The organism is Labrenzia sp. 011, from assembly GCF_003075075.1.
Taxonomy (GTDB): Bacteria; Pseudomonadota; Alphaproteobacteria; order Rhizobiales; family Stappiaceae; genus Roseibium.
The window spans coordinates 285,029-311,333 of record NZ_QCYM01000001.1 but is presented as its reverse complement, the minus strand read 5'-3'; the positions used below and the strand labels follow the sequence as shown (position 1 = coordinate 311,333).

21 protein-coding genes are annotated in these 26,305 nt (G+C 62.3%); 7 read left to right on the top strand and 14 right to left on the bottom strand.

All coding sequences use genetic code 11. The annotated features are described in order from the left end of the window. Window positions 1-107 precede the first annotated feature (107 nt). From dctP to DCO57_RS01390, 3 genes are read right to left on the bottom strand one after another with little or no spacing between them, the layout of a single operon-like run. A complete protein-coding gene (dctP, locus tag DCO57_RS01400) occupies window positions 108-1,172 on the bottom strand; it encodes a TRAP transporter substrate-binding protein DctP (RefSeq protein WP_116697049.1) in 1,065 nt (354 codons plus the stop codon). Between the two features lie 19 nt (window positions 1,173-1,191). Beyond that, window positions 1,192-2,748 carry a TRAP transporter large permease subunit gene (locus DCO57_RS01395; protein ID WP_116697048.1) on the bottom strand — a complete coding sequence of 519 codons (1,557 nt, stop codon included), beginning with the start codon at window positions 2,746-2,748 and terminating at the stop codon, window positions 1,192-1,194. Beyond that, complete coding sequence (locus tag DCO57_RS01390; RefSeq protein ID WP_208977728.1) at window positions 2,745-3,221, bottom strand: TRAP transporter small permease subunit; 477 nt, start codon at window positions 3,219-3,221, stop codon at window positions 2,745-2,747. Before DCO57_RS01390 ends, DCO57_RS01395 begins: the two co-directional genes overlap by 4 nt. A gap of 412 nt (window positions 3,222-3,633) precedes the next feature. Between DCO57_RS01390 and DCO57_RS01385 the strand changes: the two genes are divergently transcribed. After that, a complete protein-coding gene (locus DCO57_RS01385) occupies window positions 3,634-4,176 on the top strand; it encodes a peroxiredoxin (protein ID WP_116697047.1) in 543 nt (180 codons plus the stop codon). Window positions 4,177-4,350: 174 nt separating this feature from the next. Here DCO57_RS01385 and cydX read toward each other — a convergent pair whose 3' ends face one another. From cydX to DCO57_RS01355, 6 genes are all read right to left on the bottom strand, one after another. Next, the gene (cydX, locus tag DCO57_RS01380) at window positions 4,351-4,470 is read right to left on the bottom strand and encodes a cytochrome bd-I oxidase subunit CydX (RefSeq protein WP_116697046.1); all 120 of its coding nucleotides are present in this window, start codon (window positions 4,468-4,470) and stop codon (window positions 4,351-4,353) included. Between the two features lie 12 nt (window positions 4,471-4,482). After that, window positions 4,483-5,640 (bottom strand): cytochrome d ubiquinol oxidase subunit II, encoded by a 1,158-nt coding sequence (gene cydB, locus DCO57_RS01375; protein WP_116697045.1) that lies wholly within the window; start codon window positions 5,638-5,640, stop codon window positions 4,483-4,485. A gap of 5 nt (window positions 5,641-5,645) precedes the next feature. Next, window positions 5,646-7,250, bottom strand: a complete 1,605-nt coding sequence (locus DCO57_RS01370) for a cytochrome ubiquinol oxidase subunit I (RefSeq protein ID WP_116697044.1) — start codon at window positions 7,248-7,250, stop codon at window positions 5,646-5,648. 300 nt (window positions 7,251-7,550) lie between these two features. Continuing rightward, window positions 7,551-9,218 carry a thiol reductant ABC exporter subunit CydC gene (cydC, locus tag DCO57_RS01365; protein WP_116697043.1) on the bottom strand — a complete coding sequence of 556 codons (1,668 nt, stop codon included), beginning with the start codon at window positions 9,216-9,218 and terminating at the stop codon, window positions 7,551-7,553. Further along, the gene (gene cydD, locus DCO57_RS01360) at window positions 9,215-11,005 is read right to left on the bottom strand and encodes a thiol reductant ABC exporter subunit CydD (protein WP_116697042.1); all 1,791 of its coding nucleotides are present in this window, start codon (window positions 11,003-11,005) and stop codon (window positions 9,215-9,217) included. Before cydD ends, cydC begins: the two co-directional genes overlap by 4 nt. A gap of 243 nt (window positions 11,006-11,248) precedes the next feature. Beyond that, window positions 11,249-12,748: a CoA-acylating methylmalonate-semialdehyde dehydrogenase gene (locus DCO57_RS01355; protein WP_116697333.1), complete on the bottom strand. Its 1,500-nt coding sequence runs from the start codon at window positions 12,746-12,748 to the stop codon at window positions 11,249-11,251. Between the two features lie 275 nt (window positions 12,749-13,023). Here DCO57_RS01355 and DCO57_RS01350 point away from each other — a divergent pair, with 275 nt between their 5' ends. Then, a complete protein-coding gene (locus DCO57_RS01350; protein ID WP_116697332.1) occupies window positions 13,024-13,905 on the top strand; it encodes a LysR family transcriptional regulator in 882 nt (293 codons plus the stop codon). 40 nt (window positions 13,906-13,945) lie between these two features. Here DCO57_RS01350 and DCO57_RS01345 read toward each other — a convergent pair whose 3' ends face one another. Further along, entirely contained in the window at window positions 13,946-14,551 is a 606-nt protein-coding gene (locus DCO57_RS01345; protein WP_116697331.1) for a thiamine phosphate synthase, read from the bottom strand. 207 nt (window positions 14,552-14,758) lie between these two features. Here DCO57_RS01345 and DCO57_RS01340 point away from each other — a divergent pair, with 207 nt between their 5' ends. Continuing rightward, complete coding sequence (locus DCO57_RS01340) at window positions 14,759-15,685, top strand: pirin family protein (RefSeq protein ID WP_116697330.1); 927 nt, start codon at window positions 14,759-14,761, stop codon at window positions 15,683-15,685. A gap of 4 nt (window positions 15,686-15,689) precedes the next feature. Here DCO57_RS01340 and DCO57_RS01335 read toward each other — a convergent pair whose 3' ends face one another. Then, window positions 15,690-16,646: a DUF6030 family protein gene (locus tag DCO57_RS01335; RefSeq protein ID WP_133192607.1), complete on the bottom strand. Its 957-nt coding sequence runs from the start codon at window positions 16,644-16,646 to the stop codon at window positions 15,690-15,692. Window positions 16,647-17,026: 380 nt separating this feature from the next. Here DCO57_RS01335 and DCO57_RS01330 point away from each other — a divergent pair, with 380 nt between their 5' ends. Beyond that, complete coding sequence (locus DCO57_RS01330) at window positions 17,027-17,920, top strand: ROK family protein (protein WP_116697040.1); 894 nt, start codon at window positions 17,027-17,029, stop codon at window positions 17,918-17,920. Between the two features lie 34 nt (window positions 17,921-17,954). On the opposite strand, the gene DCO57_RS01325 is transcribed toward DCO57_RS01330, so the two are convergent. Next, entirely contained in the window at window positions 17,955-18,932 is a 978-nt protein-coding gene (locus DCO57_RS01325) for an EamA family transporter (RefSeq protein WP_116697039.1), read from the bottom strand. 228 nt (window positions 18,933-19,160) lie between these two features. Here DCO57_RS01325 and DCO57_RS01320 point away from each other — a divergent pair, with 228 nt between their 5' ends. Next, entirely contained in the window at window positions 19,161-19,736 is a 576-nt protein-coding gene (locus tag DCO57_RS01320; RefSeq protein WP_116697038.1) for a MarR family transcriptional regulator, read from the top strand. Between the two features lie 88 nt (window positions 19,737-19,824). After that, window positions 19,825-20,316, top strand: coding sequence for an FKBP-type peptidyl-prolyl cis-trans isomerase (locus tag DCO57_RS01315; RefSeq protein ID WP_208977727.1), 492 nt, complete (start codon window positions 19,825-19,827; stop codon window positions 20,314-20,316). Window positions 20,317-20,421: 105 nt separating this feature from the next. On the opposite strand, the gene DCO57_RS01310 is transcribed toward DCO57_RS01315, so the two are convergent. Further along, window positions 20,422-21,843, bottom strand: a complete 1,422-nt coding sequence (locus tag DCO57_RS01310) for an 8-oxoguanine deaminase (protein WP_116697037.1) — start codon at window positions 21,841-21,843, stop codon at window positions 20,422-20,424. Between the two features lie 251 nt (window positions 21,844-22,094). Next, complete coding sequence (gene sthA, locus DCO57_RS01305; RefSeq protein WP_116697036.1) at window positions 22,095-23,495, bottom strand: Si-specific NAD(P)(+) transhydrogenase; 1,401 nt, start codon at window positions 23,493-23,495, stop codon at window positions 22,095-22,097. A gap of 401 nt (window positions 23,496-23,896) precedes the next feature. On the opposite strand from sthA, the gene DCO57_RS01300 reads away from it, so the two are divergent. After that, window positions 23,897-26,077 (top strand): anthranilate synthase component I, encoded by a 2,181-nt coding sequence (locus tag DCO57_RS01300; protein ID WP_116697035.1) that lies wholly within the window; start codon window positions 23,897-23,899, stop codon window positions 26,075-26,077. Window positions 26,078-26,305 lie beyond the last annotated feature (228 nt).

Here is a 26,305-nt window from a genome sequence, read left to right as displayed (position 1 = left end):
ACGTGCAGCCGAACGCCGTCCTGCGCGGGGCCATCGCGGCTCGGCCGCAGCGGCCCTGCCCTGACTCATGCAGGGCGAGGCAGCCGCGGCCGTGCCGGTTTCTTGCGTCAGAGCCTTTGGGTAAAGGTCGTGGCCTTCACCAGGGATGCATAGTCCTTGGCCAGGTCCAGGAACGCATCGTAGCTTTTCTGCACTTCGGCGAAAGTGGGGTTGGCCGCTGCGTTTTCGGCCATCACTTCGGCGACCGCCGTTTTCAGGGCCTTGACGACATCGTCCGGGAAGGCGGTAAAGGTAACACCATCTTCCTTCAGTTTGCGCATGGCAACGGCGTTGTAATAGTCGAATTGCGCCGTGGTCTCGGTTGCGGCCGCGTCGGCCGCATTGGCGATGATCGCCTGCAGATGGGCCGGCAGGCTGTCATAGGCCTCCTGGTTGACGACGATTTCCAGTGCCGCGGACGGCTCGTGGAAAGCCGGGACATAACAGTATTTGGCAACCTTCTGCAGACCGAAGGCCTGATCCAGCATGGGGCCGACCCATTCGGCCGCATCGATGGCGCCGGACTGGAAGGCCGGGAAGATTTCCGGGGGCGGCAGCAGAACGGCATTGACGCCCAGCTTGCGCATGGCTTCCCCGCCGAGGCCGGCGATGCGCATGTTGAGGCCCGCCAGATCGTTCAGGCTCTCGACCGGGTTCTTGAACCAGCCAGCCGCCTGCACACCGGAACTGCCGGAATAGAACGGCTTCAGGCCGCGGTCGGCGTAGATGCCATCCCACAGGTCCTGGCCGCCGCCATAGCGCAGCCAGGCGGTGGTTTCCACCGCCGTCATGCCGAAGGGCACGGCGGAGAAGTAATGCAGGGCCGAGTTCTTCGAGGCCGCGTAGTAAGGCGTGGAATGACCTATCTCAGCGGTCCCCTGCTCCACGGCATCCTCCACGCCGAAGGGTGGGACAAGTTCGCCGCTCGAATAGACCTTGAAGGTCAGCTGACCGTCGGACATGGCCGCCACCCGCGCGGCGAAAGTGGTCACATTGGTGCCGACCCCCGGCGCCTTGGCCGGAAAGGACGTCGGCAGCTTCCACTCGAACTTGCCCTGGGCAATCGCCGGCGCCGCCAGCATGGTCGCGGGCGCGGCAACGGCGCCCGCCTTCAGAAAGTCACGTCTTTTCATTTTTCTTCTCCCAGTTTGATCAGAACAGTATGGCGGGCAACCAGGTGGAAAGCGCCGGAAATGCGGCGACAAGTGCCAGTGCCAGCAATTGAATGGCGACAAACGGAATGACCGCGACATAGATATCCCACGTCCTGATCTCCGCTGGCGCGACCGACCGGAAATAGAAGAGCGCGAAACCGAACGGCGGTGTCAGGAACGACGTCTGCAGATTGAGCGCGATCAGTACCGCGAACCAGACCGGGCTGATGTCCGATTGCAGGATGATCGGTCCGACGATGGGCACGACGATGAAGATGATCTCCACGAACTCCAGGATGAACCCGAGCAGAAAGATCACCAGCAGGGTCAGCAGCAGCATGCCGTAGGCTCCCCCCGGCAGGGACTGCAGCAGCTCGGCGACATGTTCGTCGCCGTCGAAACCGCGGAAGACCAGCGACAGGATCCCGGCGGCAATCACGATGCCGAAGATCATGCCGGTGATGGCGACGGCCTCGCGCAAGGCCGGCAGAAGCACGCCGCCGCGCAGAAGCGAGAACATGGTGCCGAGCAGCAGCAGGAAGGCGCAGACCGTCAGCGCGACGCAGATGACCGTCGTGAGCGACCAGACTATGTGACCGCCGGAGAAATTCAGTCCGAACAGTCCGGCCTGGCGCAGGCCCAGAAGCAGGACGACCAGCACGGCACAGGTCGACGCGATGCGGAAGGTTGCGGGGCCTCTTCCCGCCGACGCGATCAGGATGGCTCCGGCGACACCGACACTGGCCGCCTCCGTAGGCGTGGCGATGCCGATCAGAATGCTGCCGAGCACGGCGACGATGAGCCCCAGCGTCGGAGCGATGTTCAGGAAAAGCTGCCCGGCGGAAATCTCGCTCCGTACAGGTGCCGTGCGGTCCCCGGAGGGCGAGGTGCGCAGCTTGAGGAGAACATAGACGGCATAGAACGTCACCAGCAGCAGGCCGGGAATGAGCGCTCCGGCGAAAAGGTCACCGACGGTAACGGGATCCGGTGCGAAGTTCCCCGCTTCCTGCTGCGCTTCGAAATAGGCGTTGGAGACCTGATCGCCAAGCAGGATCAACACGATGGACGGCGGGATGATCTGCCCAAGGGTGCCGCTGGCGCAGATCAGGCCGCTGCTCATGTGCTTGTTCACGCCCGCCGACAGCAGCGCCGGCAGCGTGATCGTTCCGAGCATGACGATCGTCGCGCCGATGATGCCGGTAGAGGCGGCAATCAGCGCGCTGACGAGAACGACCGACAGGGCCAGAGCCGACTGATTGCCGCCAAGGGCAGCGGTGAGACTTTTCAGCATGCGTTCGGCCTGGCCGGATTTTTCCAGCAGCAGGCCCATGAGCACGAAAAGCGGCACGGCAAGGAGCAGCGGGTTGGTCATCACCCCGTAGACCCGCTGAGGCACGGCCTGGAAGAAGACCAGATCGAAATCCCCCGCCGCTGCCGCGAGAAGAGCAATCAGTGTAGGCGCACCGGCAATCGCCAGGAGAACCGGAACACCGGACAGGATGGCGCCGAAAACGGCCAGAGCCAGGAAGGCAAGCCAGACAAGATCAGGGTTCATCTGGTGGCAATCCGCCGAATGAGACCGGCAAAGCGGTGGAGAACAAGCACAACAATCAGCAGCGGAAGGATCAGCAGGCAGGACTTGACGATGAACAGGCCCGGCAGCCCCCCCGTTTCCGGAGAGCCTTCCAGAATGCCCCAGGAGCTTTTCACCAGCGGGAACGCCGACCACGCCATGAGAGCGAAAACGGGTAATGCCAGCAGCAGATCGCCCAGCAGGTCGATCCGGCGGTTGGTGATCGCGCTCCATCTCTGGCGCAGGACATCCACACGCACATGTCTGTCCGCATCGAAGGAAACGGCGACCGACAGGGCAACGAGCGCCGCGAAGGCGTAGTTGACCGCGTCCTGTATTTCCAGGAATCCGACACCGAGCAGATAGCGCATCAGCACCATGCCCAGCTGGCCGAGGAAGACGATGACGGCCAGCCCCATGCAGACCGACCGCACGGTAACAAACACATTCCGCATAAAAAGCCCGTTTTGCGCAAAATTCCGATTGTTCGATCCGAAACCGAAATCAAGCGACGGCAGCTCCGGAGCCGCCAACTTAATCGGCGGAATTGCTCATGTATACAATGATTTGCCACAATTCATGCGGGACATTCATATTTCCTGTTTGCGCAACGCTGCCCCGGGGACAGACCGGATCGTACGGATCTGTTGCCACGAAAGGCTGTCGCCGCCGTCCAATCGCATCGGCGGCGTGCGGAATGTGTGAGATTGCATTGCAAAATGGATTGCGGCAGCGCAGCAAATGCGGTAGGCGGAAAACTGCTTTTCGCCTTCAGGGCGCAGGCGCCCGACCCGTGTCCTCCCTCGGCAAAGGCGTCTTCCGGCGGCCTGAAAGTCCTGTTCAACTTTCCTCTCCAAGGAGTGACCGATGCTTGGCAAAAAAGTTCCTTCCGTTACCTTCCGCACCCGCGTACGCGACGAGTCCATCGAAGGCCCGAACCCCTTCCGCTGGGAAGACAAGACTTCGGACGACTATTTCAAGGGCAAGAAGGTTGTGCTTTTCTCGCTGCCCGGTGCCTTCACACCGACCTGCTCCAACTTTCAGCTGCCGGATTTCGAAAAGCTCCATGAGGAGTTCAAGTCGGAAGGCGTCGACGAGATCTACTGCATCTCCGTCAATGACGCCTTCGTCATGAATGCCTGGGCCAAGGCCCAGGGCGTCGTGAACGTCAAGGTGATCCCGGACGGGTCCGGCGAATTCACCCGCAAGATGGGCATGCTCGTCGCGAAGGACAATCTCGGCTTCGGCATGCGCTCCTGGCGCTACGGAGCCGTCGTCAACGACGGCGTCGTCGAGCAGTGGTTCGAGGAGGAAGGCTTCTCCGACAATTGCGAAAGCGACCCCTACGGCGTCTCCTCGCCGCAGAACATCCTGGAAAACCTGCGCGCCTCGAAGTCCGCAGCCGCCTGAGGCACTATGGCCTGCCGGTGACAGACCGGCAGGTCTCGCGGGCCATGGCGCCTCTCGCGCAGACAGGCTCCCGCTTGCGGCGATTGAGTTACCTGCCGACGAAAAAGCCCCGGACCTCAGATCCGGGGCTTTGTTTTTCAACCATTGCGCGGTCAGGACCGGCGCGCTCCCGTTTCAGGGCTCACCTTCCCGCCGCCTGCGTGCGTCGTCGGACCGCATCTCCAGCCACATGGCGTTCATGATCGCCATGCAACAGGCAAGAGGCATACCGAGCGCCCAGGCAAAATACCACATTCGTTCGTCTCCTCAGTAAGCCGTATGGTTGTCGCGTTCGATTGTTTCCTCATCCACCTTGCCCCAGAGCACCTTGTAGACCCATGCGGTGTAGACAAGGATGATCGGCAGGAAGATCGCTGTTACCACCAGCATGTTGAACAGAGTCCGGTGGGTGGAGGATGCGTCCCATACCGTCAGGCTCGCTTCCGGCTGGATCGAGGATGGCAGGATGAAGGGAAACATGGACACGCCGACGGTGGATATGATGCCGAAGATCGCCGCTTTGGAGAATGCGAAGATCGGCATTTCCATGCGGGTCTGCAGCAGGATCAGCGTTCCGAAAAGACCGATGAATCCCAATGCGGGCGCCAGCCACAGAACCGGATGGGCTGCAAAGTTGCGCATCCACGCGCCCCCTTCAACCACCACCTGCTTGGCAAGCGGATTGGCCGCCATGTTCGGATCGACCTCCGAGGTGATCCGGAAGCCTTCGACGAAGCCGGTGGCCACCAGATAGCCGCCGAGCGCGAAGAGCACGATCCCGAAACCGGCGGCAACCGTGCCCGTCCGGCGAGCCCGCTGCGCAATAACACCGCTGGACCGCATGACCAGCCAGACGGACCCGTGCATCACCAGCATCGACACCGACATCAGGCCGCACAGCAGCGAGAAAAGCGAGAACAGCCCGAAGAAGGACCCGTCATATGTCATGCGCAGATCCGGATCGAGCTTGTAGGGCACGCCCAGCAGAACATTGCCCACAGCGACGCCGAACACCAGAGCCGGAACGAAGGACCCGGTGAACAGGGCCCAGTCCCAGGCGGACCGCCAGGCCGGATCGGGCCGCTTGGACCTGTACTTGAAGGCGACCGGCCGCAGGATCATGGCAGCCAGCACCACAAACATCGCCAGGTAGAACCCGGAAAAGCTGATCGCATAGAGCGGCGGCCAGGCCGCGAAGATGGCCCCTCCCCCGAGAATGAACCAGACCTGGTTACCCTCCCAGGTCGCGCCGATGGTGTTGATCACGACACGTCGCTCGATATCGGTTTCGGCGATGAAGGGCAGCAATGCGCCGACCCCCATGTCGAAACCGTCCATGACAGCAAAACCGATCAGCAGCACGCCGAGAAGCAGCCACCAGATCATTTTCAGCGTCGAGTAATCGATCAATTCATAAAGAACCATGAGTTTTACTCCGCAGGAACCGGGGCTGCGCCGGAAACCGGACGCGGGGATGTATCAGGCGCGGGGTCCGACGGGGCCTCGTCGTCCGGGCCGATCCTGATGTATTTGATCATCAGGGCGACCTCGATCACCAGAAGCGTGCTGTAGAGGGCGACGAAGCCGGCCAGCGTCAGGAGCACTTCCATCACGCTGAGGCTCGAGACCCCCACCGCGGTCGGCAGCATGCTCTCGATGATCCATGGCTGACGACCGTATTCGGCGACAAACCAGCCCATCTCGCAGGCGATCCACGGAAGCGGGATCGACCAGACCGCAATATACAAAAGCCAGCGCCGCTTTTCCCGAAGCGCATCAAGTTGTCCCGAAGAGGCATAGTAGAAAAAGACCGCCGTCATCAGGATGAAGAAGAACCCGCAGGCGACCATGATCCGGAATGCGTAGAACATCGGCAGGACCTCGGGCACGGTCGACCATGCCGCAGCGTCCACCTGTTCGGCCGTCGCTTCCATCGGGTTGTCGGTATAGGGCAGCAGCAGATAGGCATAGCCAAGCGAGGACGCATTCCTGGCGAAGGTCGCGCGCACATCTTCACCGACGCCTTTCGGGTCGCTGCGGATCTTCTGCAGGGCCTCCCAGGCGACGGCGCCCTGCCGGATGCGGTCTTTCGATTTCTCGACCAGCTCCTTGATGCCCGGGATCACCGTATCGAGCGACCGGGTGGCGATCAGCCCCATCACATAGGGCACTTCAATCGCAAAGACGTTGTCCCGGTTCTCCATGTCCGGCCAGGCCACGATGTTGAAGGACGCCGGCGCCGGTTCGGTTTCCCACATCGCCTCGATGGTGGCGAGCTTCATCTTCTGGTTCAGGTTGGCCTCATAGCCGCTCTCGTCTCCGAGAACCACAACCGACAGGGCCGCGGCGAAACCGAAGGCGGAGGCAACTGCCATCGACCGTTTGGCAATCCGCACGTGCCGGCCCTGAAGCATGTACCAGGCGGATATGCCCAGCATGAACATGGCGGCGGTGATATAGCCGGCCGAGACCGTATGGACGAATTTGGCCTGGGCAACCGGATTGAACAGCACGTCGTAGAAGCTGGAGACCTCCATGCGCATGGTGTCCGGATTGAAAACGGACCCCACCGGATGCTGCATCCAGCCGTTGGCGATCAGGATCCACAGCGCCGAAAGGTTGGTTCCGATCGCCACCGCCCAGGTGGCCGCCAGATGCTGGCGCCTGGAGAGCTTGTCCCAGCCGAAGAAGAACAGGCCGACGAAGGTTGCCTCGAGGAAAAACGCCATCAGGCCCTCGATCGCGAGCGGGGCGCCGAAGACATCGCCGACATACTGACTGAAATAGGCCCAGTTCATGCCGAACTGGAATTCCATCGTGAGGCCGGTGGCGACCCCCAGCACGAAATTGATCCCGAAGAGCGTGCCCCAGAACTTGACCATGCGCTTCCACATCTCACGGCCGGTCATCACATAGACCGTTTCCATGATTGCGAGCAGAATGGACAGTCCGATCGTCAGCGGCACGAACAGGAAATGGTAAAGCGCCGTCATGGCAAATTGCAGCCGGGACAGGTCGACAACGTCGAATTCCATTTTCTTCCCCTTTTCAAGTCATGACCGACTTGAGCGCGATGCGCATGCATCCAAGACGTGAAAGTTTACATGCGGTACAGGTTTCCGGCGGACAGGCCTACCGGCTCCAGACCGGCCTCATCAGGGCTACCCGAAGAGATAAACCGGCTAAAGTCATGACCTTACACCATGAATCTCCACATACCGATGTTGACCCAGCGGCCGCATAAGGTCAATGCGACAGATGGTGACCCAAACCGGGAACATTCCCGACACCCAGCATTCCCCTCAGGTTTCCTTTCAGGCCGTGTCCAGAGGTTATCAGCCGGATGACAGCTCGGGCAGATGCAGGATCCGGTCCGCGGCTTCAAGCTCAAGCCGCTTGTGAGCGATCATCAGAACCGAAGCGTTTCCCCTGAATTTCAGGAAGCGGGCCAGAACATCGCGCGCCGTCTCATCGTCGAGACCCTCGGTCATCTCGTCGAGAATGAAAAGATCCGGGTGGCTCAGAAACGCGCGCGCCAACGCCAGCCGGCGTTGCTCGCCGCCGGACAGACCGAGCCCGCCTTCCCCCAGAACAGTGCCGAGACCATGCGCACTTTCCTCGATCCGGTCCGCCAGGGCGGCCTGCTCCAGCGCGATCCAGAGGTCCGCGTCTGTTGCTTGTTCACTGGCAATACGCAGATTGGCGGCCACCGTATCGTTGAAGAGATAGGCCCGCTGGCTGAGCACCGAGATCGACCGGCGCAGCGCCTGCTCCTCGATGCTTCCGATCTCCCGGCCGCCGAGAAGAATGCGGCCGCCAGCGGGACGGAGCAGACGCGAAGCCAGGGCCGCGACGGTACTTTTGCCGCAGCCGCTGCGCCCGGCGATCGCAACCACTTCTCCCTGCCCGACATCGAAGGACAGTGCTTCGAGCACGTTCCGCGCCGCGCCCGAGTACCGGAAGCTGACGTTCTCAAACTGAAGCACCGGGAGGTCGCCGGCCTCCTGCCTCGGGCGCCCGGCAACACATGTTTCGTTTTTCTGCACCGCCTGGACGGATTTCAGCGCAGACACCCGTTTTGCCGCCAGAGCCGTGCGCGGCAGGCGCGCCAATCCGGGCAGAACCATGGAAAACAGCTCCGGCAGAGCGACGACAACCAGCACCAGGCCGACGGCCAGCGCCGGACCGAAGGCCGCGTCCCCTGCCCCCCGGATGGCCACGGCGAGGGAAACGGCAAGAAAGACCTGGCCGATGAAGGCCGAAAGACAAATCAGGCGGGTTGCGCGGCGTTCTTCCGCATCCTCTGCCACAGTCAGCCGGTGGTCGGCGGACAGGACCGTCTGCGCCGCAGCCTCCACGCCGCCATAGATGGCAAGGTCCTTGCGGCCGGCAACCAGATCGGCCGCGCGCAGTCTGATTGCATCCGAGGCGGCATCGGCGCGGCGCGCGGCCCCGGCATCGGCCCGGACAACCGACATCAGAGCCAGTCCGGCCCAGGCCCCCAGAAACACGGCACCGGTTGCGAAAACCGGAAGGGATATGATCTTCCAGCCACACAAAAGGCCGATGGCGGTGAAAACGCACAGACACAGCGGTACAACGATCCGCAGGTAAACCGTGTCCAGCGCAGTGATATCCAGCGTCAGCCGGTTGAGAAGAACGCCCGACCGGCGGCGGCGATCCCTGCCTGCGACGAAAGCGGCGAAAAGCTGATTGCGCAACGCGGTCAGGAAGCGGAATGTGGCATCATGGGTCAGGACCCGCTCACCATATCTTCCCGCAGTCCGGATGATGGCAAGTGCCCGGATGATCGCGCTCGGCGCGAAAATATTCAGGAACGCCCCGCTCAGGCCGGCCACCGCCGCAGCGGTGATGAACCACCCGGAGACCCCGAGCAACAGGATACCGGCGGTCGCCGGGAGGATGGCGGCTAGAATTCCGAGCCAGAAATGGACCCGGGCGTGCCTGTGCTGGGAGGCAACGATCTGCCATATGGCCTTCATGGCGCCACTCCCTCCCTTGCCCCTGCCGAGAGCGTGACAAGATCAAGGATCCGTCCCGGCATCTCCAGGACGGCCGCGTCATGGGAGGCAATCAGCGACGTGCGGCCGGCGGCGAGCGTTTTCAGGCCACGGATGACGTCGGCGGCGGTATCTTCGTCGAGACCTGCGGTCGGTTCGTCGGCAAGGAGCAGCGTGGCAGTGCGGCGCATGGCGGCGCGGGCCAGCGCCACGCGGCGAATTTCGCCGACCGACAGGCCGAAACCGTCCTCGCCCAGCGGTGTCGCCAGTCCGCGCGGCAGGCGCCTGACAAGGCTTTCCGCGCCGGCCAGACGCAGTGCCTGCCAGAGATCGTCCTCGTCCACCGCCGTTCCGGGATCCACTCCCTTGAGCAGATTGGCCTTCACACTGCCGTGGAAAAGCCGTGGCGCCTGACTGAGCCAGATCACGTTCCGGCGCAAAGCGCCCGCAACCATGCGCGCGCTCTGTCCACCGATCCAGATCTCCCCTTCGCAGGGTTGATGAAACCCGAGGAGGCAATCCATCAGGGTCGTCTTGCCGCTGCCGCTCGGTCCCGTCAGAAAAACCGTTTCTCCCGCCGCCACCTCAAGGTCCATATTCGCGAAGACCGGTCGTCCCGACAGCGCAAGAGACACGCCGGAGAACCGGATTGACGGCGGCACGGCAAGGCTTTCCGCAGCGAAAACGTCTGAATCCGCTTTGAAAATGTGCTCGGGATGCGCAGAGCCATCCGGTCCGATTTGCCCGCTCAGAACGGCTATCTTCTCCAGTGCAGCAATGCCGGCCGCCCGATCGTGGTAAGCCGCCGCATAGGCCCTCAGCGGCGCGAAGAACTCCGGCGCCAGCAACAGGACAAACAGACCGGCCGAATAGGTCAGCGGGGCGCCCCATGTGCCGAAATCGATGTCTCCGAGGAGCGAAAATCCGACATAGACGGCGCAGAAGGCGATCCCGAGAGCGGAAAACAGTTCCAGGACAGTGGACGACAGGAAGGCGATCTTGAGAACGCGCATGGTTCCCTGCCGGAACCGTTCTCCGGCAACGCGAATGTCCTCCTGGGTCCGGCCGGCAGCGCCGAACAGGATCAGGGTTTCCAGACCCCGGATGCGGTCCAGAAGAATGCCGCTCAACCGGGTCAGCTCCTCCTGTTGCTCTGCGCTGGCCGCTTTCGCCTTCATGCCGATGAGCGCCATGAACACAGGGATCAGCGGCCCGCAGATCAACAGGATCAGCGCTGCCAGCCAGCTGAACCAGGCGGTGACCAGCACGATCGCCGGCGGCACCAGTTTCAGGCGCACGACTTGCGGGACATAATTGCGGTAATAGGGTCCGAGAAGATCAACCTGCTCGGTGATCTGGGCAGCGAACACTCCCGATGCCGGGAAATCGGCAGCGGGAGAACGCTGCACGGCTACCTGCAACAGATCCGCCCGTGCCCGGCTCTGGATTTTCCGTGCGGTGCGGCGGGCGCTGTTGAGGGCATGGTTCTGCAGCGCGGTTCTGAGTACGGCAAGGCAGATCAGGCCCGCGACACTCACAAGGAGATGGACAGACGAGGTTTGCGGCAAGGCGGTGGCGACCGGGATCAATTCCGCGAGCATGGCGCCGAGCGCCACCGAGATCAGGCCCGCCTGCGGGATCCACAGGAGATCGGAGACCCCGAGGATCTGGCCGGCCCGGCGCAGGGTGCGTCCTTCGCTCTCAAGCGGATGGCCGATCGCGGGCCTTGCTTCCAGCTCCGCCGTGTCTGAAGATAATCTCTTGAGCATCGGAATTGTGATGTCGCGCCCCCCCGGCAAATTCAAGGGGCACATTGCCACGGCCCCCCTCTCCCGTCTTACCGCGCCCGCTTTTCAAGTTCCACCGGCAAACGGATTTTCAGATCCCGGCGCCCCTGCCGAAGATAAGGGACGGAACCGCATCCGACGCTCCACGCGCCAGGGTACCGTGGCCGTGGCAAGAAAAAAGGCGGCGCAAACGCACCGCCTTTTCCCATGAATTCCGCTGTCGATCTATTTCATCGTCGGAATGGAGAACTCGGCCCCATCCTTCAGGCCGGAAGGCCAGCGGGAGGTGACTGTCTTGGTGCGGGTGTAGAACTTGAACCCGTCCGGACCGTGCTGATTGAGATCACCAAAGCCGGATTTCTTCCAGCCGCCGAACGTGTGATAGGCGATCGGCACCGGAATCGGCACGTTGATGCCGACCATGCCGATATTGATGCGCGCAGCAAAGTCCCGCGCCGTATCGCCGTCACGGGTGAAGATCGCCGTGCCGTTGCCGTATTCGTGGCTCATCGGCAGATCGAGGGCTTCCTCGTAGGTCTTGGCACGGATCACGGACAGCACCGGACCGAAGATCTCGGTCTTGTAGATCTCCATCTCTTTGGTGACATTGTCGAACAGGCAACCGCCCATGAAGAACCCGTCTTCATAACCCTGCAGGGAGAAGTCACGGCCGTCGACGACCAGTTTCGCGCCTTCCTTGACGCCTTGCTCCACAAGTCCCTTCACACGCCCAAGGGCTTCCTTCGTGACCAGCGGACCGAAGTCCACATCGTTTCCGGCCGTATAGGGACCGATCTTGAGCGCCTCGACCTTCGGGACGAGCTTTTCGATCAGGGCGTCGGCGGTGCTTTCCCCGACCGGAACCGCGACGGAAACCGCCATGCAACGTTCCCCGGCAGCGCCATAGCCTGCACCGATCAGGGCATCGGCGGCCTGATCCATGTCGGCGTCCGGCATGATGATCATGTGGTTTTTCGCACCACCGAAGCATTGTGCCCGCTTGCCGTTTGCGGTTGCACGCGAATAGACATACTGCGCAATCGGCGTGGAGCCGACAAAGCCGACGGCCTGAATGGTCTCGTCGTCGAGGATGGCATCCACAGAGCCCTTGTCGCCGTTGACGACGTTCAGGATACCCGCAGGCAGACCGGCTTCGATCATCAGTTCGGCCAGCATGATCGGCACGGAGGGATCACGCTCGGAAGGCTTCAGGATAAAGGCATTGCCGCAGGCGATCGCCGGGCAGAATTTCCACATGGGGATCATGGCCGGAAAGTTGAACGGCGTGATCCCGGCGACGACGCCGAGCGGCTGGCGCATGGAATATACGTCGATGCCGGGACCGGCGCCTTCGGTGAACTCGCCCTTGAGCAGATGCGGCGCGCCGATGCAGAATTCGGCGACTTCCAGGCCGCGGATCACGTCGCCCTTGGCATCCGGCAGGGTCTTGCCGTGCTCGCGCGACAGCGCTTCGGCAAGCTTGTCCATGTCCCGGTTGAGCAGGTCGACGAATTTCATCATCACGCGGGCGCGGCGCTGCGGGTTGGTTGCTGCCCAGGCCGGCTGCGCGGCGGCGGCATTGGCAACGGCCGCATCCATTTCCGCCTGACTGGCGAGCGCGACCTGGGCCTGGACCTCGCCGGTGGCCGGATTATAGACATCCGCGAAGCGGCCGGACGTGCCCTCCACGTGCTTGCCGCCGATAAAATGACCGATCTTCTGCATTTTGCGTTTCTCCCATACGTCCTGCCGCATGCAGGCCCTGTTCCTGGCTCTTAATCCGCAGTCTTTTTGACTTTTATTTTTGCGATAAACAAGCCGCAGTATTCCGGATCTGTTGTGCATTTTTTATAGTTATGGCATTTGAAACCCATCGAATGAATTTCAGTGCCGGAACGATAGGTCCAATTCCCCTCCTTGTCATGCCGGCCGGAACGTCCGGAAGCCCCGGTCACCGCCTGCGCGGAGAGGGCCGGTGCAGGACGGGAAAGTGGTATCCGGTGAACTGGGACGATATCCGCATATTCCTGGCGATCGCACGCACCGGGCAGATACTCGCGGCGGCGCGGCGGCTGGGGGTGAACCATGCAACGGTTGCCCGGCGGCTCACCGCCCTGGAAGAAAGTCTCGGCACCCGCCTGTTCGACCGGTCCACCTCCGGATGCACCCTGACCGACAGCGGCAGCCGTTTCTTTGAACGGGCCGAACGGATGGAAGCGGAAGCCATCGCCGCGCGGGCGGAACTGGGGGGAGATACGCCGGGCATTTCCGGCACGGTGCGCATCGGGGCGCCCGATGGCTTCGGCGTGGCCTATCTGGCACCGCGTCTCGGCAAGCTCACCGCGAAACATCCCGGCCTGACCATCCAGCTCGTGCCCATGCCCCGTTCCTTTTCCCTGTCACGGCGCGAAGCCGACATCGCCGTGACCATCGACCGGCCGGAAACCGGGCGCCTTGTCGCGGGCAAACTGGTGGACTATGCCCTCGGCCTTTATGCCTCAAGGAGTTATCTCGAGCGGCGGGGCACTCCGCGCAATTCAGGCGATTTAATCGAGCACGATCTGATCGGCTACGTCGAGGACATTCTCTATTCTCCCTCGCTCAGCTACGGCACGGAAATCACCCGGGACTGGTCGGCCCGCTTCGAAATCGCTTCCGCCCTCGGTCAGACGGAAGCTGTGCGCGCAGGCTCGGGGATCGGCATCCTGCACGATTTCATCGCTCGCGGCGACGAAGGCCTTGTTGCGGTTCTGCCGGACATCCGGATTCACCGGGCCTACTGGATGGTGACCCATGAAAGCTCCCGCCCCCTGCGCCATGTCGCGGCCGTCCAGGACTTCCTGCGCGATCAGGTCGCGCACGACAAGGCGATATTCGCGTGAAGGGTTGCCGGAACCGGAAAGCGGTTCGATCAATCCGCTCCTACCGCCATTGTGCCGTGAGCGACAGCCATGCCCGTGTCCGGGCTTCCGGATCCGGATTGCCGGTCACGTCGGAAATGACGGCCGCGGCATCGGCGCCGTTTTCGAAAACGCCGGATACCCGTTCCAGCGTCAGACCGCCGATGGCAACCAGCGGCAGTCCGCCGATCTGCCGTTTCCAGCCAGCAATCCTGTCCAGACCCTGCGGCGCCCATTTGAGGTCCTTCGACCCGGTCGGATAGACCGGTCCCAGCGCGACATAGTCGGGCTCCACGGACAGCGCCGTTTCCAGTTCCTCGCCGTCATGGGTGGAAACGCCCAGACGGAGACCGGCCTTGCGGATGGCCCTGACGTCCGCCTCGGCAAGATCCTCCTGGCCCAGATGAACAAAATCGCATCCCTCCTCGATGGCGAGCTGCCAGTGGTCGTTGACGATCAACTGGCAGCCATGATCTTCGCAAACCGCTTTCGAAGCGGCGATTTCACGGCGCAGCCTGTCTTGCGGCGCGTCCTTGATGCGGAGTTGAACCAGCCTGACGCCGAGCGGCACCAGCCGCGCGATCCAGTCGGAGCTATCGACGATGGGGTAAAACGGATCGAGGTTCATTGAAAACATCCAGAGGGCTGAAATCCGGTCGGCCGGACTGTTTGCGGCCGAAGGGACCGTTCAGTCAATCCCGCATCCGGATTTGCCTTGCCCACCCGATGAAATCCGCATCAAGCGGCGAGATGGAAACACACTGTTCAATGGACTTTGTTGCACGGAGCGCCCTATCTGATTTCCGGACGCACGTTGATACTCAAGGAGAGGCAGATGAGCTGGTTGAATATACCTGACCCCGTTCCCGGGAATGCGGCAAGCTGCGATCCGATTGAGACGATTATCGTGCCGCGCACATCAGATCTCGGCGGCTTTTCGGTTCGCCGGGCCCTGCCCTCCGCGCGGCGCCGCATGGTCGGCCCGTTCATCTTCTTCGACCAGATGGGTCCGGCCGAACTGCTTGTCGGCGGCGGCATCGATGTGCGCCCGCACCCGCATATCGGTCTGGCGACGGTCACCTATCTGTTCGAAGGGGAAATGTATCACCGCGACAGTCTCGGAACCGAGATCGCCATCACGCCCGGCGCACTGAACTGGATGAGCGCAGGCAAGGGCATCGTGCATTCCGAACGCGAACGGCCGGAACGTCTTCTCGAGAAGCGGCCATTGTTCGGCCTGCAAAGCTGGGTGGCCCTGCCGAAACACCTGGAGGAAGGCGCCCCGGCCTTCCAGCATTTCGGTTCGCAGGCTCAGCCGGAACTGTCCGACAAGGGCGCTTCCGTCAAACTGATCGCCGGCGAGCTCTACGGTCACAGGGCTCCGGTCGAAACCGCTTCGGACATGTTCTATGCCGATGTCTCCCTGGAGCCCGGGGCCAAGATTCCGCTCGACGCGGGCTGGGAGGAACGCGGGCTTTATACGGTCAGCGGCCAGATCAGCATCGCCGGTCAGAGCTTCGATCCGGCCCAGTTGCTCGTCTTCAAGGCGGGCGATCACCTTGTGGTGGAGAACAGCTCGCCGGAACCGGCCCGCTTCGTCGTTCTCGGCGGTGCGCCGATGGACGGACAGCGGTACATCTGGTGGAACTTCGTTTCCTCCTCCAGGGAGCGGATCGAACAGGCCAAGGAAGACTGGCGGCTCGGTCGGTTCGACACGGTGCCGGGCGACGCGGAAGAATTCATTCCGCTGCCGGACCGCTGAGAGGTCATCGCGTTCCGGCCGGCTCAGCCCCCCAGCCGCTTTCGAGCGGCGGCGCCTTTTCGAAACGATCGGCGGGCCGGATCAGATCCGGCTCGCCGAAATTCAGGATGATGTTGAGCCGCCGGCTGGCCAGCGGATCGCCGGTCAGTTGCGGATCCTCCGGGGCAACGGACAGTCTGACACCGCGATGGATGGTCTCGAGACCCTTGAACCGGGATACGGCCTCCCGGAAGCTGTCCGGAACCGTCCAGCCGTAACGGCCGGTGAGCGCGTCGATGACCAGCCAGACCGCGTCCAGACCGATCTGCTTCTGTTTCGGGTCCTCGACCACCAGTTTGAGGCGCAGATAATCGATCCTGTCTTCCGAAGGTCCACGAAGCAGAAAAAACAGCGTCGTGGAACCGTAGTCGACACTGGGCGTGGTCAGCGGCACCAGTTCGGAGGCGCACTGCCAGCGGTCCTGCCGGAAAGGCGCTTTTTTCCAGCCCGGGTTTTCCAGCCCGAGACCATGCAGTTCGGCGCAGAGCGCCGCAGGTTTTCCGTGAAAGCCGCTCTTCAGAGTCGCGCCCAGTTCCGGGGAGGGATCGAGCAGTTCTTTCCGCTCCCGGTCGCCCAGCGGCAGGAGCGGGTCACCAGGGCGCGGTCCGGCCACTTCCGTATCCGTGCCTTGAGCTGGCCGCCAGACCAGCACGAAGGCAGCGGCGCCCATTAGCAAAAGCGCCAGCGTGCCCCAGACGTAATAGTAAGTGACAAACGGCGGTTTTCGGGGATGTCCGGTCGTCTTCTCCGCTACCGCGAACGGACCCGGATCGACCGTTGGATCGCTCTCTTCCACAGCCCAGTGCGGCGCCTTCGTCCTCGCCCCGGTTCTGCGGATTGGCCGTTGTTTTTCCTCCGGAGCGCGCTGCCTTGCCGCATCCCCGGAAAACCACTGCCTTAGCCTGTCCGTCCAGCCTGTCATTCAGTCCGCTTCCGCCGCACCACCTGTTGCCGGGGCAAGGTTCGGGATATATCAAACCAAAGTCTTGAAAACGCAACCCGACCTCTGTCAATTAGGTTGCGAACCGAGAAACCCGGGCCGGCTGGCCCGGTCGTTGCCGAATTCAGTCTGAAGGGTCAATGTCCGAAAACTCCTCCGATCCCGCCGACAGCCCGGACCTGCCGCGAGAGATCATGAACTCCGTCAGTGCACGCCCAAATTCCGGTTTTCTGGTGACGTCATCCAGAATGAAGCGGAAATGACGGATATACTTGAAACCTTCAAAATCTCCGGCAAACAGCCGGACGAGTTGGAAGACGGACAGGCAGCGGCTTTCGAGCTGACGAAACAGGTGAGATAACATGCGGCTGGGAATTGACTGGGGCGGTACGAAAATCGAGATCATCGCGCTTTCGGATGCGGGAGAAGAACTCTTCCGGCAGCGCGTCGGCACGCCCAAGGGAGACTATGACGGCTGCCTCACCGCCGTGAAGACTCTTGTCGATACTGCCGAACAGGCCACCGGGCAGACCGGCACACTGGGCCTCGGCATTCCCGGCTCCCTCTCGCCCAGGACCGGGCTGGTCAAGAACGCCAATTCCACCTGGATGAACGGAAAACCGCTGGACCGGGATCTCGAAGACGTTCTCGGCCGGCCGGTGCGCATCCAGAACGATGCCAACTGTCTGGCGGTTTCCGAAGCCACGGACGGGGCCGGCGCCGGAGCACATGTGGTGCATGCGATCATTGTCGGCACGGGATGCGGATCGGGCATCGCCATAGACGGCAAGGCCCATCTGGGTGCGAACGGCATCGGCGGTGAATGGGGCGCCATCACCGTTCCCTGGCTGAAACCAGAGGAATTTCCGGGACCGGACAGCTGGATCGGCCACAAGGGCGTGATCGACCGCTGGTGCTCGGGCACCGGCTTTCAGCTCGATTACAAGGACAGGACCGGAGAACTTCTCAGGGGACACGAGATCATGGAGCTGAAACGCTCCGGCGACTCGGTGGCCAACGAGGTCTATGACGCCTATGTAAGTCGCCTCGCCCGATCGCTTGCCATGAGCGCAAACCTGCTGGACCCGGACGTCTTCGTGCTCGGCGGCGGCATGTCGAATATCGACGAGCTCTATGACGACCTTCCCCCGGCGATGCTGCCCTTCATCTTCTCCGATACCTTCGAGACACCGATCCGCAAGGCCGTTCACGGCGACAGCTCCGGCGTGCGCGGAGCCGCATGGCTCTGGGGCTGACAGACCTCGAAGAACGGGGCTTGCCAGCGAAAGATCAGGGCGTTCGCGGCCGCCCCATGGTCACCAGCACGATCCCCGCTCCGACGCTGAAGACCGCCCCCAGCCTTGCAAGATCGGGGATTTCTCCGAAAATCAGATATCCGAGCCCGAGGCCGGTGACCGCCGCGACGGATCCGATCTGGCTCAGATAAACCGGACCGGCCGTTTGCTGCAGCCGGAAATACAGGCCGTACTGAAGGGTAAAGATCGCGATCTGCGCGACAAGCAGCCCGATGGCACCGCTCGTCCAGGAGACCGGAGCGGCCGGCGTGTCCATGGCTGTATTAAAGACGACAAGCGCGACAAACCCGACGGCCATCATCCCCACGGCCAGATCGGCCGGACCGGCACCTTTCGGCCATTTCAGCGTCCGGTAGATGTTTCCGGCCGCCAGGAACACCGGTATGGACAGCGCGAGGATCGACCACCACGATGCTTCGATGGACAGGTGCGACCCGGAGACGGCAAGCAGGACCGCGCCGGCAAGACCGGCCAGAACCCCGCCTCCCCGCAACAGTTGCAGGTGCTCCAGCCGCAGGAGCACGGCGATTGCGTAGGTCAGGACCAAGGGAAAGGCGTAACTCAGCGACACGAAGCCCGCACCGACCTTTGAAGCGGCGACCACCGCGATCATGTTGGGCACGACGAACAGCAGACCGCTGCAGCCGAGATAGACGGCAAATTTCCTGCGATCGACCGGTTCGCCGGTTCGCGCGCCCTTGAGGGTGGAAATCCGGGTCAGGGCAAAAAGGCCCGCCGCACCGCCCAGTATGGACCATTGCAGCAAGGCCAGAGGATGCCAGCCCAGGACCGGCGCCGCCTTGGCGATGATGGTGGAGAGTGCCAGAAATCCGCCGACGACGAGCAACAGGGAGACCGGCCTGTCAAGCAATCGCGCCGCGGCATTGCCCGCAGGCAAGGAGCCGGGGCTTACGGTTCCGTGCCGCTGCCCGGGTCCGGTGGTGTCCGCCATTGGATGTTCCTTTTCTTCCAGCCTAGGGCCTGTGTCCGCTTTCGGGAAGAGATAGCAACATATATCTTTATTTCAAGATACTTTATATCAAGATTCTTGAGTCAGGTTGAATTTCTTTGTAAGGAAGGAACGCATCTCCTCATCGCGGTCACCGGAATGGCGTGTCTTTTCCGGACCTTGAACAGATCGACCTGACGCGTGCAGCCAGGGTCTTTCGGGAACCAGAACATGACCATCAAATCCAGAGATCCAGGCAAGCCTACTCCACACCTCTTCGGTGACCCGGCGGAGCTGCTGCTCGACCGCGCCGAACGGGCGCGCCGGCAGTGGCTGGAAGAAATGCCCGAGCTTGCCGGAAAACTGCTGCCGATGGTGGTGATCGGCCGTCTGAATGAAGCGGCCCATATGATGACCCGGGATTATCTGGTGCCGTCCTATGCGGATATCGGCCTGAAAGCCGGTGAATTCGACGTGCTGGCGACGCTTGTACGCTCCGGGCCGCCCTACAAGCTGACGCCGACCGAACTCTACCGCACCACCATGATGAGCTCGGGCGGCATGACCGCACGGCTCGACAGGCTGGAAAAAGCCGGACTGGTCGAACGCTGTCCGCATCCGGAGGACCGTCGCGCCCTCTCGGTCTGTCTGACCGAAAAGGGGCTCGGACTGATCAAGGGAAAGATACCCGACTACGTGGAGACCCTGCACGCGGCCGTGGACGGCCTCACGAAAGACGAGCAGAGCGAGCTCTCGCGCCTGCTTGAAAAGCTGATCCGCTCGGCGGCAGAGAAAAAGACCCCTTGATTCATCTGCGCCGGGCTTGCCTTCAAGACTTGCGTGACCCAATTTGCCGTCAAGACAGCCACACCCTGGCTGACCAGAAAGGAACGCCATGCTCAGACATCTGCTCACATTAGCCTTCTCTCTCGTCCTCGCGGTCTCCGCTTCCGCGCAGGAAGACCTGCAGATCCGCGACATCGAGAAAGGCACCGGCGAAGAAGCCAATGTCGGCGAGACGGTGGTGGTGCATTACACCGGCTGGCTGATGGACGGCACCAAGTTCGACAGCAGTGTCGACCGCGGCACGCCCTTCTCCTTCACCCTTGGCGAGCGCCGGGTCATCCCGGGCTGGGAAAAGGGCGTTGAAGGCATGCAGGTCGGCGGCAAGCGCGAACTGATCATTCCGCCGGGCATGGCTTACGGCTCCCAGGGTGCTCCCGGCGTCATTCCCCCCGATGCCACCCTGAAATTCGAGATCGAACTTCTGGACGTGAAGGGAAAGAAATTCTCCGGGATCGGCAAGAGCACGCTGATGGAGGACCGTGAAGTCGCCGTTCTCCGCCACCCGGACGAATGGCGCGCAACCGGTGTCGTTTTCGGATAGCCGGAGGCTGATCTTGCGGGCGGCGAAGCAGGCGACATAAACGCGGCAGCAATGCCCGGACACTGTCGGCTCGACCGGGCTTCGGAAAGACCTTTGCCGCCCGCCTCACGCCCCGGCCGCCAGCTCCAGGCTCATGCGGTTATGATCCCGGATCACCGGCTCCATGTCCATCGTGACGATACGCCCGTCTTCCACGATCACCCGCCCGTTGATGACCGTGGTTTTCGCCGCCTGCGGTGCGCAGAAGACCACGGCAGCGACGGGATCGTGAAGAGCGCCGGCGAAAGGGAGCGTGTTCAGGTCAAGGGTGAAGAAATCCGCACACTTGCCTGTTTCCAATGACCCTACGTCATTTCTTCCAAGAACCGATGCCCCGCCGAGGGTTGCCAGTTCCAGCGCTTCGCGCGCGGTCATCCACTCCCGGGATCGCGAAGGGTGCGCCAGCGGTGGAAGCGCATTGCCTTGCGGGTCCGTTTCCGGCTGAAGGCCCAGGTTGAGCCGCGCCAGAAGCATCGCCTGGCGGACCTCCATCAGCATGTTGGAGCCGTCGTTGCTGGCGGAACCATCGACGCCGAGACCGACCTTGACCCCGGCGGCCATGTATTTCTTCACCGGTGCGATGCCGGAGGCAAGACGCATGTTCGAACACGGGCAATGGGCGGCGCCGCATCCGGTCGCGGCAAAGAGACGGATCTCGTCGTCATCCACGTGGATCGCGTGGGCGAACCAGACATCCGGCCCCATCCAGCCGAGATCCTGCATCCATTCCACCGGACGCTTGCCGAAGCGCTCCTTCGTATAACGCTCCTCGTCCAGCGTTTCGCACAGATGGGTGTGAAGCATCACGTTCTTGTCGCGCGCCAGCAGCGCGCTTTCCCGAAGCAGATCTTCCGAAACCGAAAACGGCGAACAGGGCGCCAGGACAACGCGCGTCATCGCACCGTGCGATGCGTCGTGATAGCGATCGATCACGCGGACGCTGTCGCTGAGAATATGATCCTCGTCTTCCACACACACATCCGGCGGCAGACCGCCCTTGCTCTCGCCGAGGGACATGGAGCCACGGCTTGCGTGAAATCTCACGCCGAGATCCCGCGCGGCCTCGATCTGGTAGTCGACCTTGTTGCCGCTCTGGAAAAGATAGGTGTGATCGAAGACGGTGGTACAGCCGGACAGGGCCAGTTCCGCCAGACCGATCAGGGCGCTGGTTCGCGAGGCCTCCGGACCGGTTTTCGCCCAGACCCGGTAATGGGCCTGCAGCCAGGGAAACAGATTGTTGTCCTGCGCCGCCGGCAGATTGCGCGTCAGCGTCTGGTTGAGATGGTGATGGGTATTGACGAATCCCGGAAGAACGATCTGTCCGGAAGCGTCGATCACCCTGTCGGCGGTCTGCGGCAGTTCGCCGGACGGGCCGACCTGACTGAGGATGCCGTCCTCCGCGTAGAGACCGCCACCGGGGATTTCCCGCCGCTCCCCGTCCATGGTGACGAGCATATCGGCATTCTTCAGGAGCAGGCTTTGCGGCATCGGCGGACCTTGGGAGAGGATTCGAGATAATTTTCTGCAAACTACCCGTTCGCAGGCGCTTGCGCCATTTTTCAAAAGTTGAAGCTGCTGGTCGGGAAGGACGACAATGCGATGCTCCGTCAGTCATGACACCTGCCACAGAGTGTGCACCGATCCGGACGCTATAGGCGACAAGGCCCCGCCCCGGACTTGATCCGGGACCTCTTGCACAATAGCCACCTCGAGGCCGGGCGGCAGAGGCAGAGAAGTCTTCACTCCTCCATTGGCGGCATGCGGTTCCAGGCGTCGAGGGCGGCGATCTTGTAGGCTTCGGCCAGGGTCGGGTAATTGAAGGTGTTTTCGACGAAGTATTCCAGCGTGCCGCGCAGGTTCAGAACCGCCTGGCCGATATGGACAAGCTCCGTCGCCCCCTCCCCGACGATGTGGCAGCCGAGCAGGCGCCGGGTCTTGAGCGAGAAGATCATTTTCAGCATGCCGCTGTCGAGACCCATGATGTGGCCGCGCGAGGTCTCCCGAAAGCGGGCGACGCCACATTCATAGGGGATGCCGCGCTCCTTGATCTCTTCCTCGGTCATGCCGATCGTGGATATTTCCGGCACCGCATAAATGCCATAGGGGAAATATTCCGGCGGATCGTAGGCTGTTTCACCGAGCGCATGGCAGGCGGCGATCCGCCCCTGCTCCATGGAGGTGGAGGCGAGGCTCGGGAAGCCGATCACGTCGCCCGCAGCGAAGATATGCGGCACATCGGTCTGGAAGGTCATCGGGTCCACCTTCAGCCGTCCCCGATGATCGACCACAAGCCCGCAGGCTTCCAGATTGAGTGAGGGTGTCGCCCCCATCCGGCCGGCGGCAAACAGAATGACGTTGGAGCGGATAGAGCGTCCGCCTTCCAGCGTGATTTCGCATCTGGCGGCGCCATGCTTTTCGATCTTTTCCACCTTGGCTCCGAACCGCAGGGCCATGCCGCGGTCGCGCAGCTGGTGGGTAAAATCGGCGACGAGCTCCTTGTCGAGAAAATCAAGCATGGAATCGCGCGGCTCCACAAGGGTCACATGGACATCGAGGGCGGAGAAGATCGACGCATATTCGACACCAATCACGCCGGCGCCGATGATCGCGATGGATCGCGGCAGGTCTGCCAGATCGAGAATGTCGTCACTGTCGAGAACATATTCGTCATCGAAGGGGACATAGTCCGGCCGGAAGGGTTTGGTGCCGACGGCGACGATGAACTTGTCGGCGGTAAATTTCAGCACCTCGCCGATCTCGCCCTCCACCTCAATGGTATGCGGATCCGTGAATCTGGCCTGGCCGCGCATGGTGTCGACCTTGTTGCGGGCGAACTGGTGTTCCAGAACCTCCACTTCGTGATCGAGCGTAATATGCATGCGCGCTCTCAGGTCCGCGGCGGTTATGTCGTCTTTCACCCTGTAGGAACGGCCGTAAAAACCTCTCTCGCGCCACCCGGTGAGATTCAGCACCGTCTCGCGCAGTGTCTTGGACGGGATCGTGCCGGTATGAACGGAGACGCCGCCGACACGGCCGCCTTTTTCGACCACCAGAACGTTGTGTCCGAATTTCGCCGCCTGGATCGCGGCCCGCCGGCCCGCCGGGCCGCTGCCGATCACAATAAGATCGTATTTATCCATTTTGCCCCTCACTGCCGTTTCCCGATGCTGCGCCGCAAAACAGCATCAAGGGTAGAGGGCCAGGTTGGCAAGGGCAAATTGCACGGGAGGACCGGCGGAGTGCGCCAACGCCTCCCCCGCAAGCCGCCTGCCGGTACGTTTCGACGCAGTGGACGCAAAGATTTGCCGGCAGATGACCATTGCCATCGCTCTCCTGTTCCGTTATCCCTTTTTTCATGAACATGATCCTGAAAGCAGCATGGTGGTGGCGCGGCGCAAAATAGGCGGCCGACGATCAGTCATGCTTTGAATGGATCACAGATCAAACCAAAGGCCGCCGCGGGATACCGCTGGCGGCCTTGGTGCATTATAAGGCCGCCATCCCATCGCAACGCGGCCACCAGTACGGGACCAGAAGAACCATGTCGGCGCCGGCAGACCAGACCTTTGAAACCCATGGCGGGATCACCATCCTGCGCACGTCACGCCCTTCCGACTACGAAACCGGAACGTCCGAGTGGATCGACCGGCTGGACGGCGAACTCGGCGCGGTCCTGGCCTCGTCCTACGAATATCCAGGACGCTACACCCGCTGGGATATGGCCATCGTCAATCCGCCGCTGGTTCTGGAAGCCGCCGACCGACGGGTGGAGATCCGGACGCTGAACGATCGTGGCCGGATCCTCCTGCCCGCCATCGTCGATGCGCTGAAGTTCCATGCGGATATCGAGACCTTCGAGGCAACGGATGGACGGATCAATCTGACGGTCAGGAAACCGGACCGGCTTTTCAACGAAGAGGAGCGCTCGCGCCAGCCTTCGACCTTCTCCATCGTGCGCGCCCTGAAGGAGCTGTTCGCCTGCGACGACGATCAGCTCGGGCTCTACGGAACCTTCGGCTATGATGTCGCCTTTCAGTTCGAGCAGATCGACCTGAAACTGCAGCGTCCGGACGATCAGCGCGACGTCGTGCTGTTCCTTCCGGACGAGATCCTGATTGTCGACCATCACGGCAAGCGCGCCCATGTGCTGGAATATGACTTTGTCGTGAACGGCAAGACCACGCGGGGACTGGAGCGGACGGGCGAGGTGCACCCGTATGCGCCCGCCAGTTCGGATCCGGGACGCGGCGACCATGCGCCGGGGGAATACGCAAAGCTGGTGGAGAAGGCCAAGGACTATTTCCGCCGCGGCGACCTGTTCGAGACCGTGCCGGGCCAGACCTTCTACGAGCCCTGCGCCAATCCGCCTTCCGCCGTCTGCCGGCGCCTGTCGCAGATCAATCCCTCCCCCTATTCCTTCTTCTTCAATCTCGGCAACAATGAGTATCTCGTCGGCGCGTCACCGGAAATGTATGTACGGGTGACCGGGGGACGGCGGGTGGAAACCTGCCCAATCTCCGGCACCATCCGCCGCGGCAAGAATGCCATCGAGGATGAGGCGCAGATCCGCAAGCTTCTCAACTCGGCCAAGGACGAAGCGGAACTGACCATGTGCTCTGACGTCGACCGCAACGACAAGAGCCGGGTCTGTGTGCCGGGCTCGGTCAAGGTGATCGGACGCCGCCAGATCGAGATGTATTCCCGCCTGATCCACACTGTCGACCATATCGAGGGGATCCTGCGCGAGGACATGGATGCCCTCGACGCGTTCCTGTCGCATACATGGGCGGTCACGGTCACCGGTGCGCCGAAACGCTGGGCGATGCAGTTCATCGAGGATCACGAAAAATCCCCGCGCGCCTGGTATGGCGGCGCCATCGGCGCCGTTCTCTTCAACGGCGACATGAACACCGGCCTGACACTGAGAACCGTGCGCATCAAGGACGGCACGGCCCAGATCCGCGCCGGTGCGACGCTGCTCTACGACAGTGTTCCAGAAGACGAGGAAGCGGAAACCGAACTCAAGGCGGAAGCCATGCGCGCAGCCGTGCGCGAAGCCGGTCTGGCCACCAGGGCGCTCGACAAGCAGGTGGAGCGCAAACCCGGCAAGGGCATGAAGATCCTTCTGGTGGATCATGAAGACAGCTTCGTGCACACGCTTGCCAATTACTTCCGCCAGACCGGCGCCGATGTGGTCACCTACCGCACGCCCGTGGCCGATCATGTTTTCCATGACGTCAACCCGGATCTTGTGGTCCTGTCACCCGGCCCCGGCAAACCGACGGATTTCGACTGCACGGCAACCATCGGCCGGGCCCGGGCCCGGGCCCTGCCGATCTTCGGTGTCTGCCTGGGCCTGCAGGCGCTCTCGGAATATTTCGGTGCCGAACTCGGACAGCTCGACATACCGATGCACGGCAAACCTTCGCCGGTGAAAATTGCGGACAGTTCCGTGCTGTTCGACGGGCTGGAAGCACCTGTCGTCGTCGGCCGGTATCACTCCCTCTATGCCAAACGCGACACCCTGCCCGGCGACCTGCGCGTGACGGCCGAGACGGAGGATGGTGTGGTCATGGCGATCGAACACCAGAAGGAAGCGATCGCGGCGGTCCAGTTCCATCCGGAATCGATCATGTCGCTCGACAAGGAAGCCGGTCACAAGATCATCGAGAACGTCGTGTCCCGGCTGGTCTCGACCCATCGGATGGCGGAGGCCATCTAGGTCGCTCCCGCCAACAGGGTCGGCCGCGCCTCAAGGCGCGGCCCCCCGCGTTGCGGGGCGTACAACCGTTCCGCCTGCCTCCCGGCGTTCCGCTTCCTCCGCCGGAAGTCACTGCGTACGAAGTCGGCAGTTCAACAGCTGTTTTCTGGACCTCACGAGTGGTCTTTTACCCCCTCCCCGACCGCAAGGCCAAGTTCCCGGAAAATAAAGTTGATTAACAATTCACGA

What these genes read in the sequence shown, in the direction of transcription:
- dctP (WP_116697049.1), bottom strand. Translation starts at nt 1,172, where the DNA reads ATGAAAAGACGTGACTTTCTGAAGGCGGGCGCCGTTGCCGCGCCCGCG.
- DCO57_RS01395 (WP_116697048.1), bottom strand. Translation starts at nt 2,748, where the DNA reads ATGAACCCTGATCTTGTCTGGCTTGCCTTCCTGGCTCTGGCCGTTTTC.
- DCO57_RS01390 (WP_208977728.1), bottom strand. Translation starts at nt 3,221, where the DNA reads ATGCGGAATGTGTTTGTTACCGTGCGGTCGGTCTGCATGGGGCTGGCC.
- DCO57_RS01385 (WP_116697047.1), top strand. Translation starts at nt 3,634, where the DNA reads ATGCTTGGCAAAAAAGTTCCTTCCGTTACCTTCCGCACCCGCGTACGC.
- cydX (WP_116697046.1), bottom strand. Translation starts at nt 4,470, where the DNA reads ATGTGGTATTTTGCCTGGGCGCTCGGTATGCCTCTTGCCTGTTGCATG.
- cydB (WP_116697045.1), bottom strand. Translation starts at nt 5,640, where the DNA reads ATGGTTCTTTATGAATTGATCGATTACTCGACGCTGAAAATGATCTGG.
- DCO57_RS01370 (WP_116697044.1), bottom strand. Translation starts at nt 7,250, where the DNA reads ATGGAATTCGACGTTGTCGACCTGTCCCGGCTGCAATTTGCCATGACG.
- cydC (WP_116697043.1), bottom strand. Translation starts at nt 9,218, where the DNA reads ATGAAGGCCATATGGCAGATCGTTGCCTCCCAGCACAGGCACGCCCGG.
- cydD (WP_116697042.1), bottom strand. Translation starts at nt 11,005, where the DNA reads ATGCTCAAGAGATTATCTTCAGACACGGCGGAGCTGGAAGCAAGGCCC.
- DCO57_RS01355 (WP_116697333.1), bottom strand. Translation starts at nt 12,748, where the DNA reads ATGCAGAAGATCGGTCATTTTATCGGCGGCAAGCACGTGGAGGGCACG.
- DCO57_RS01345 (WP_116697331.1), bottom strand. Translation starts at nt 14,551, where the DNA reads ATGAACCTCGATCCGTTTTACCCCATCGTCGATAGCTCCGACTGGATC.
- DCO57_RS01340 (WP_116697330.1), top strand. Translation starts at nt 14,759, where the DNA reads ATGAGCTGGTTGAATATACCTGACCCCGTTCCCGGGAATGCGGCAAGC.
- DCO57_RS01335 (WP_133192607.1), bottom strand. Translation starts at nt 16,646, where the DNA reads ATGACAGGCTGGACGGACAGGCTAAGGCAGTGGTTTTCCGGGGATGCG.
- DCO57_RS01330 (WP_116697040.1), top strand. Translation starts at nt 17,027, where the DNA reads ATGCGGCTGGGAATTGACTGGGGCGGTACGAAAATCGAGATCATCGCG.
- DCO57_RS01325 (WP_116697039.1), bottom strand. Translation starts at nt 18,932, where the DNA reads ATGGCGGACACCACCGGACCCGGGCAGCGGCACGGAACCGTAAGCCCC.
- DCO57_RS01320 (WP_116697038.1), top strand. Translation starts at nt 19,161, where the DNA reads ATGACCATCAAATCCAGAGATCCAGGCAAGCCTACTCCACACCTCTTC.
- DCO57_RS01315 (WP_208977727.1), top strand. Translation starts at nt 19,825, where the DNA reads ATGCTCAGACATCTGCTCACATTAGCCTTCTCTCTCGTCCTCGCGGTC.
- DCO57_RS01310 (WP_116697037.1), bottom strand. Translation starts at nt 21,843, where the DNA reads ATGCCGCAAAGCCTGCTCCTGAAGAATGCCGATATGCTCGTCACCATG.
- sthA (WP_116697036.1), bottom strand. Translation starts at nt 23,495, where the DNA reads ATGGATAAATACGATCTTATTGTGATCGGCAGCGGCCCGGCGGGCCGG.
- DCO57_RS01300 (WP_116697035.1), top strand. Translation starts at nt 23,897, where the DNA reads ATGTCGGCGCCGGCAGACCAGACCTTTGAAACCCATGGCGGGATCACC.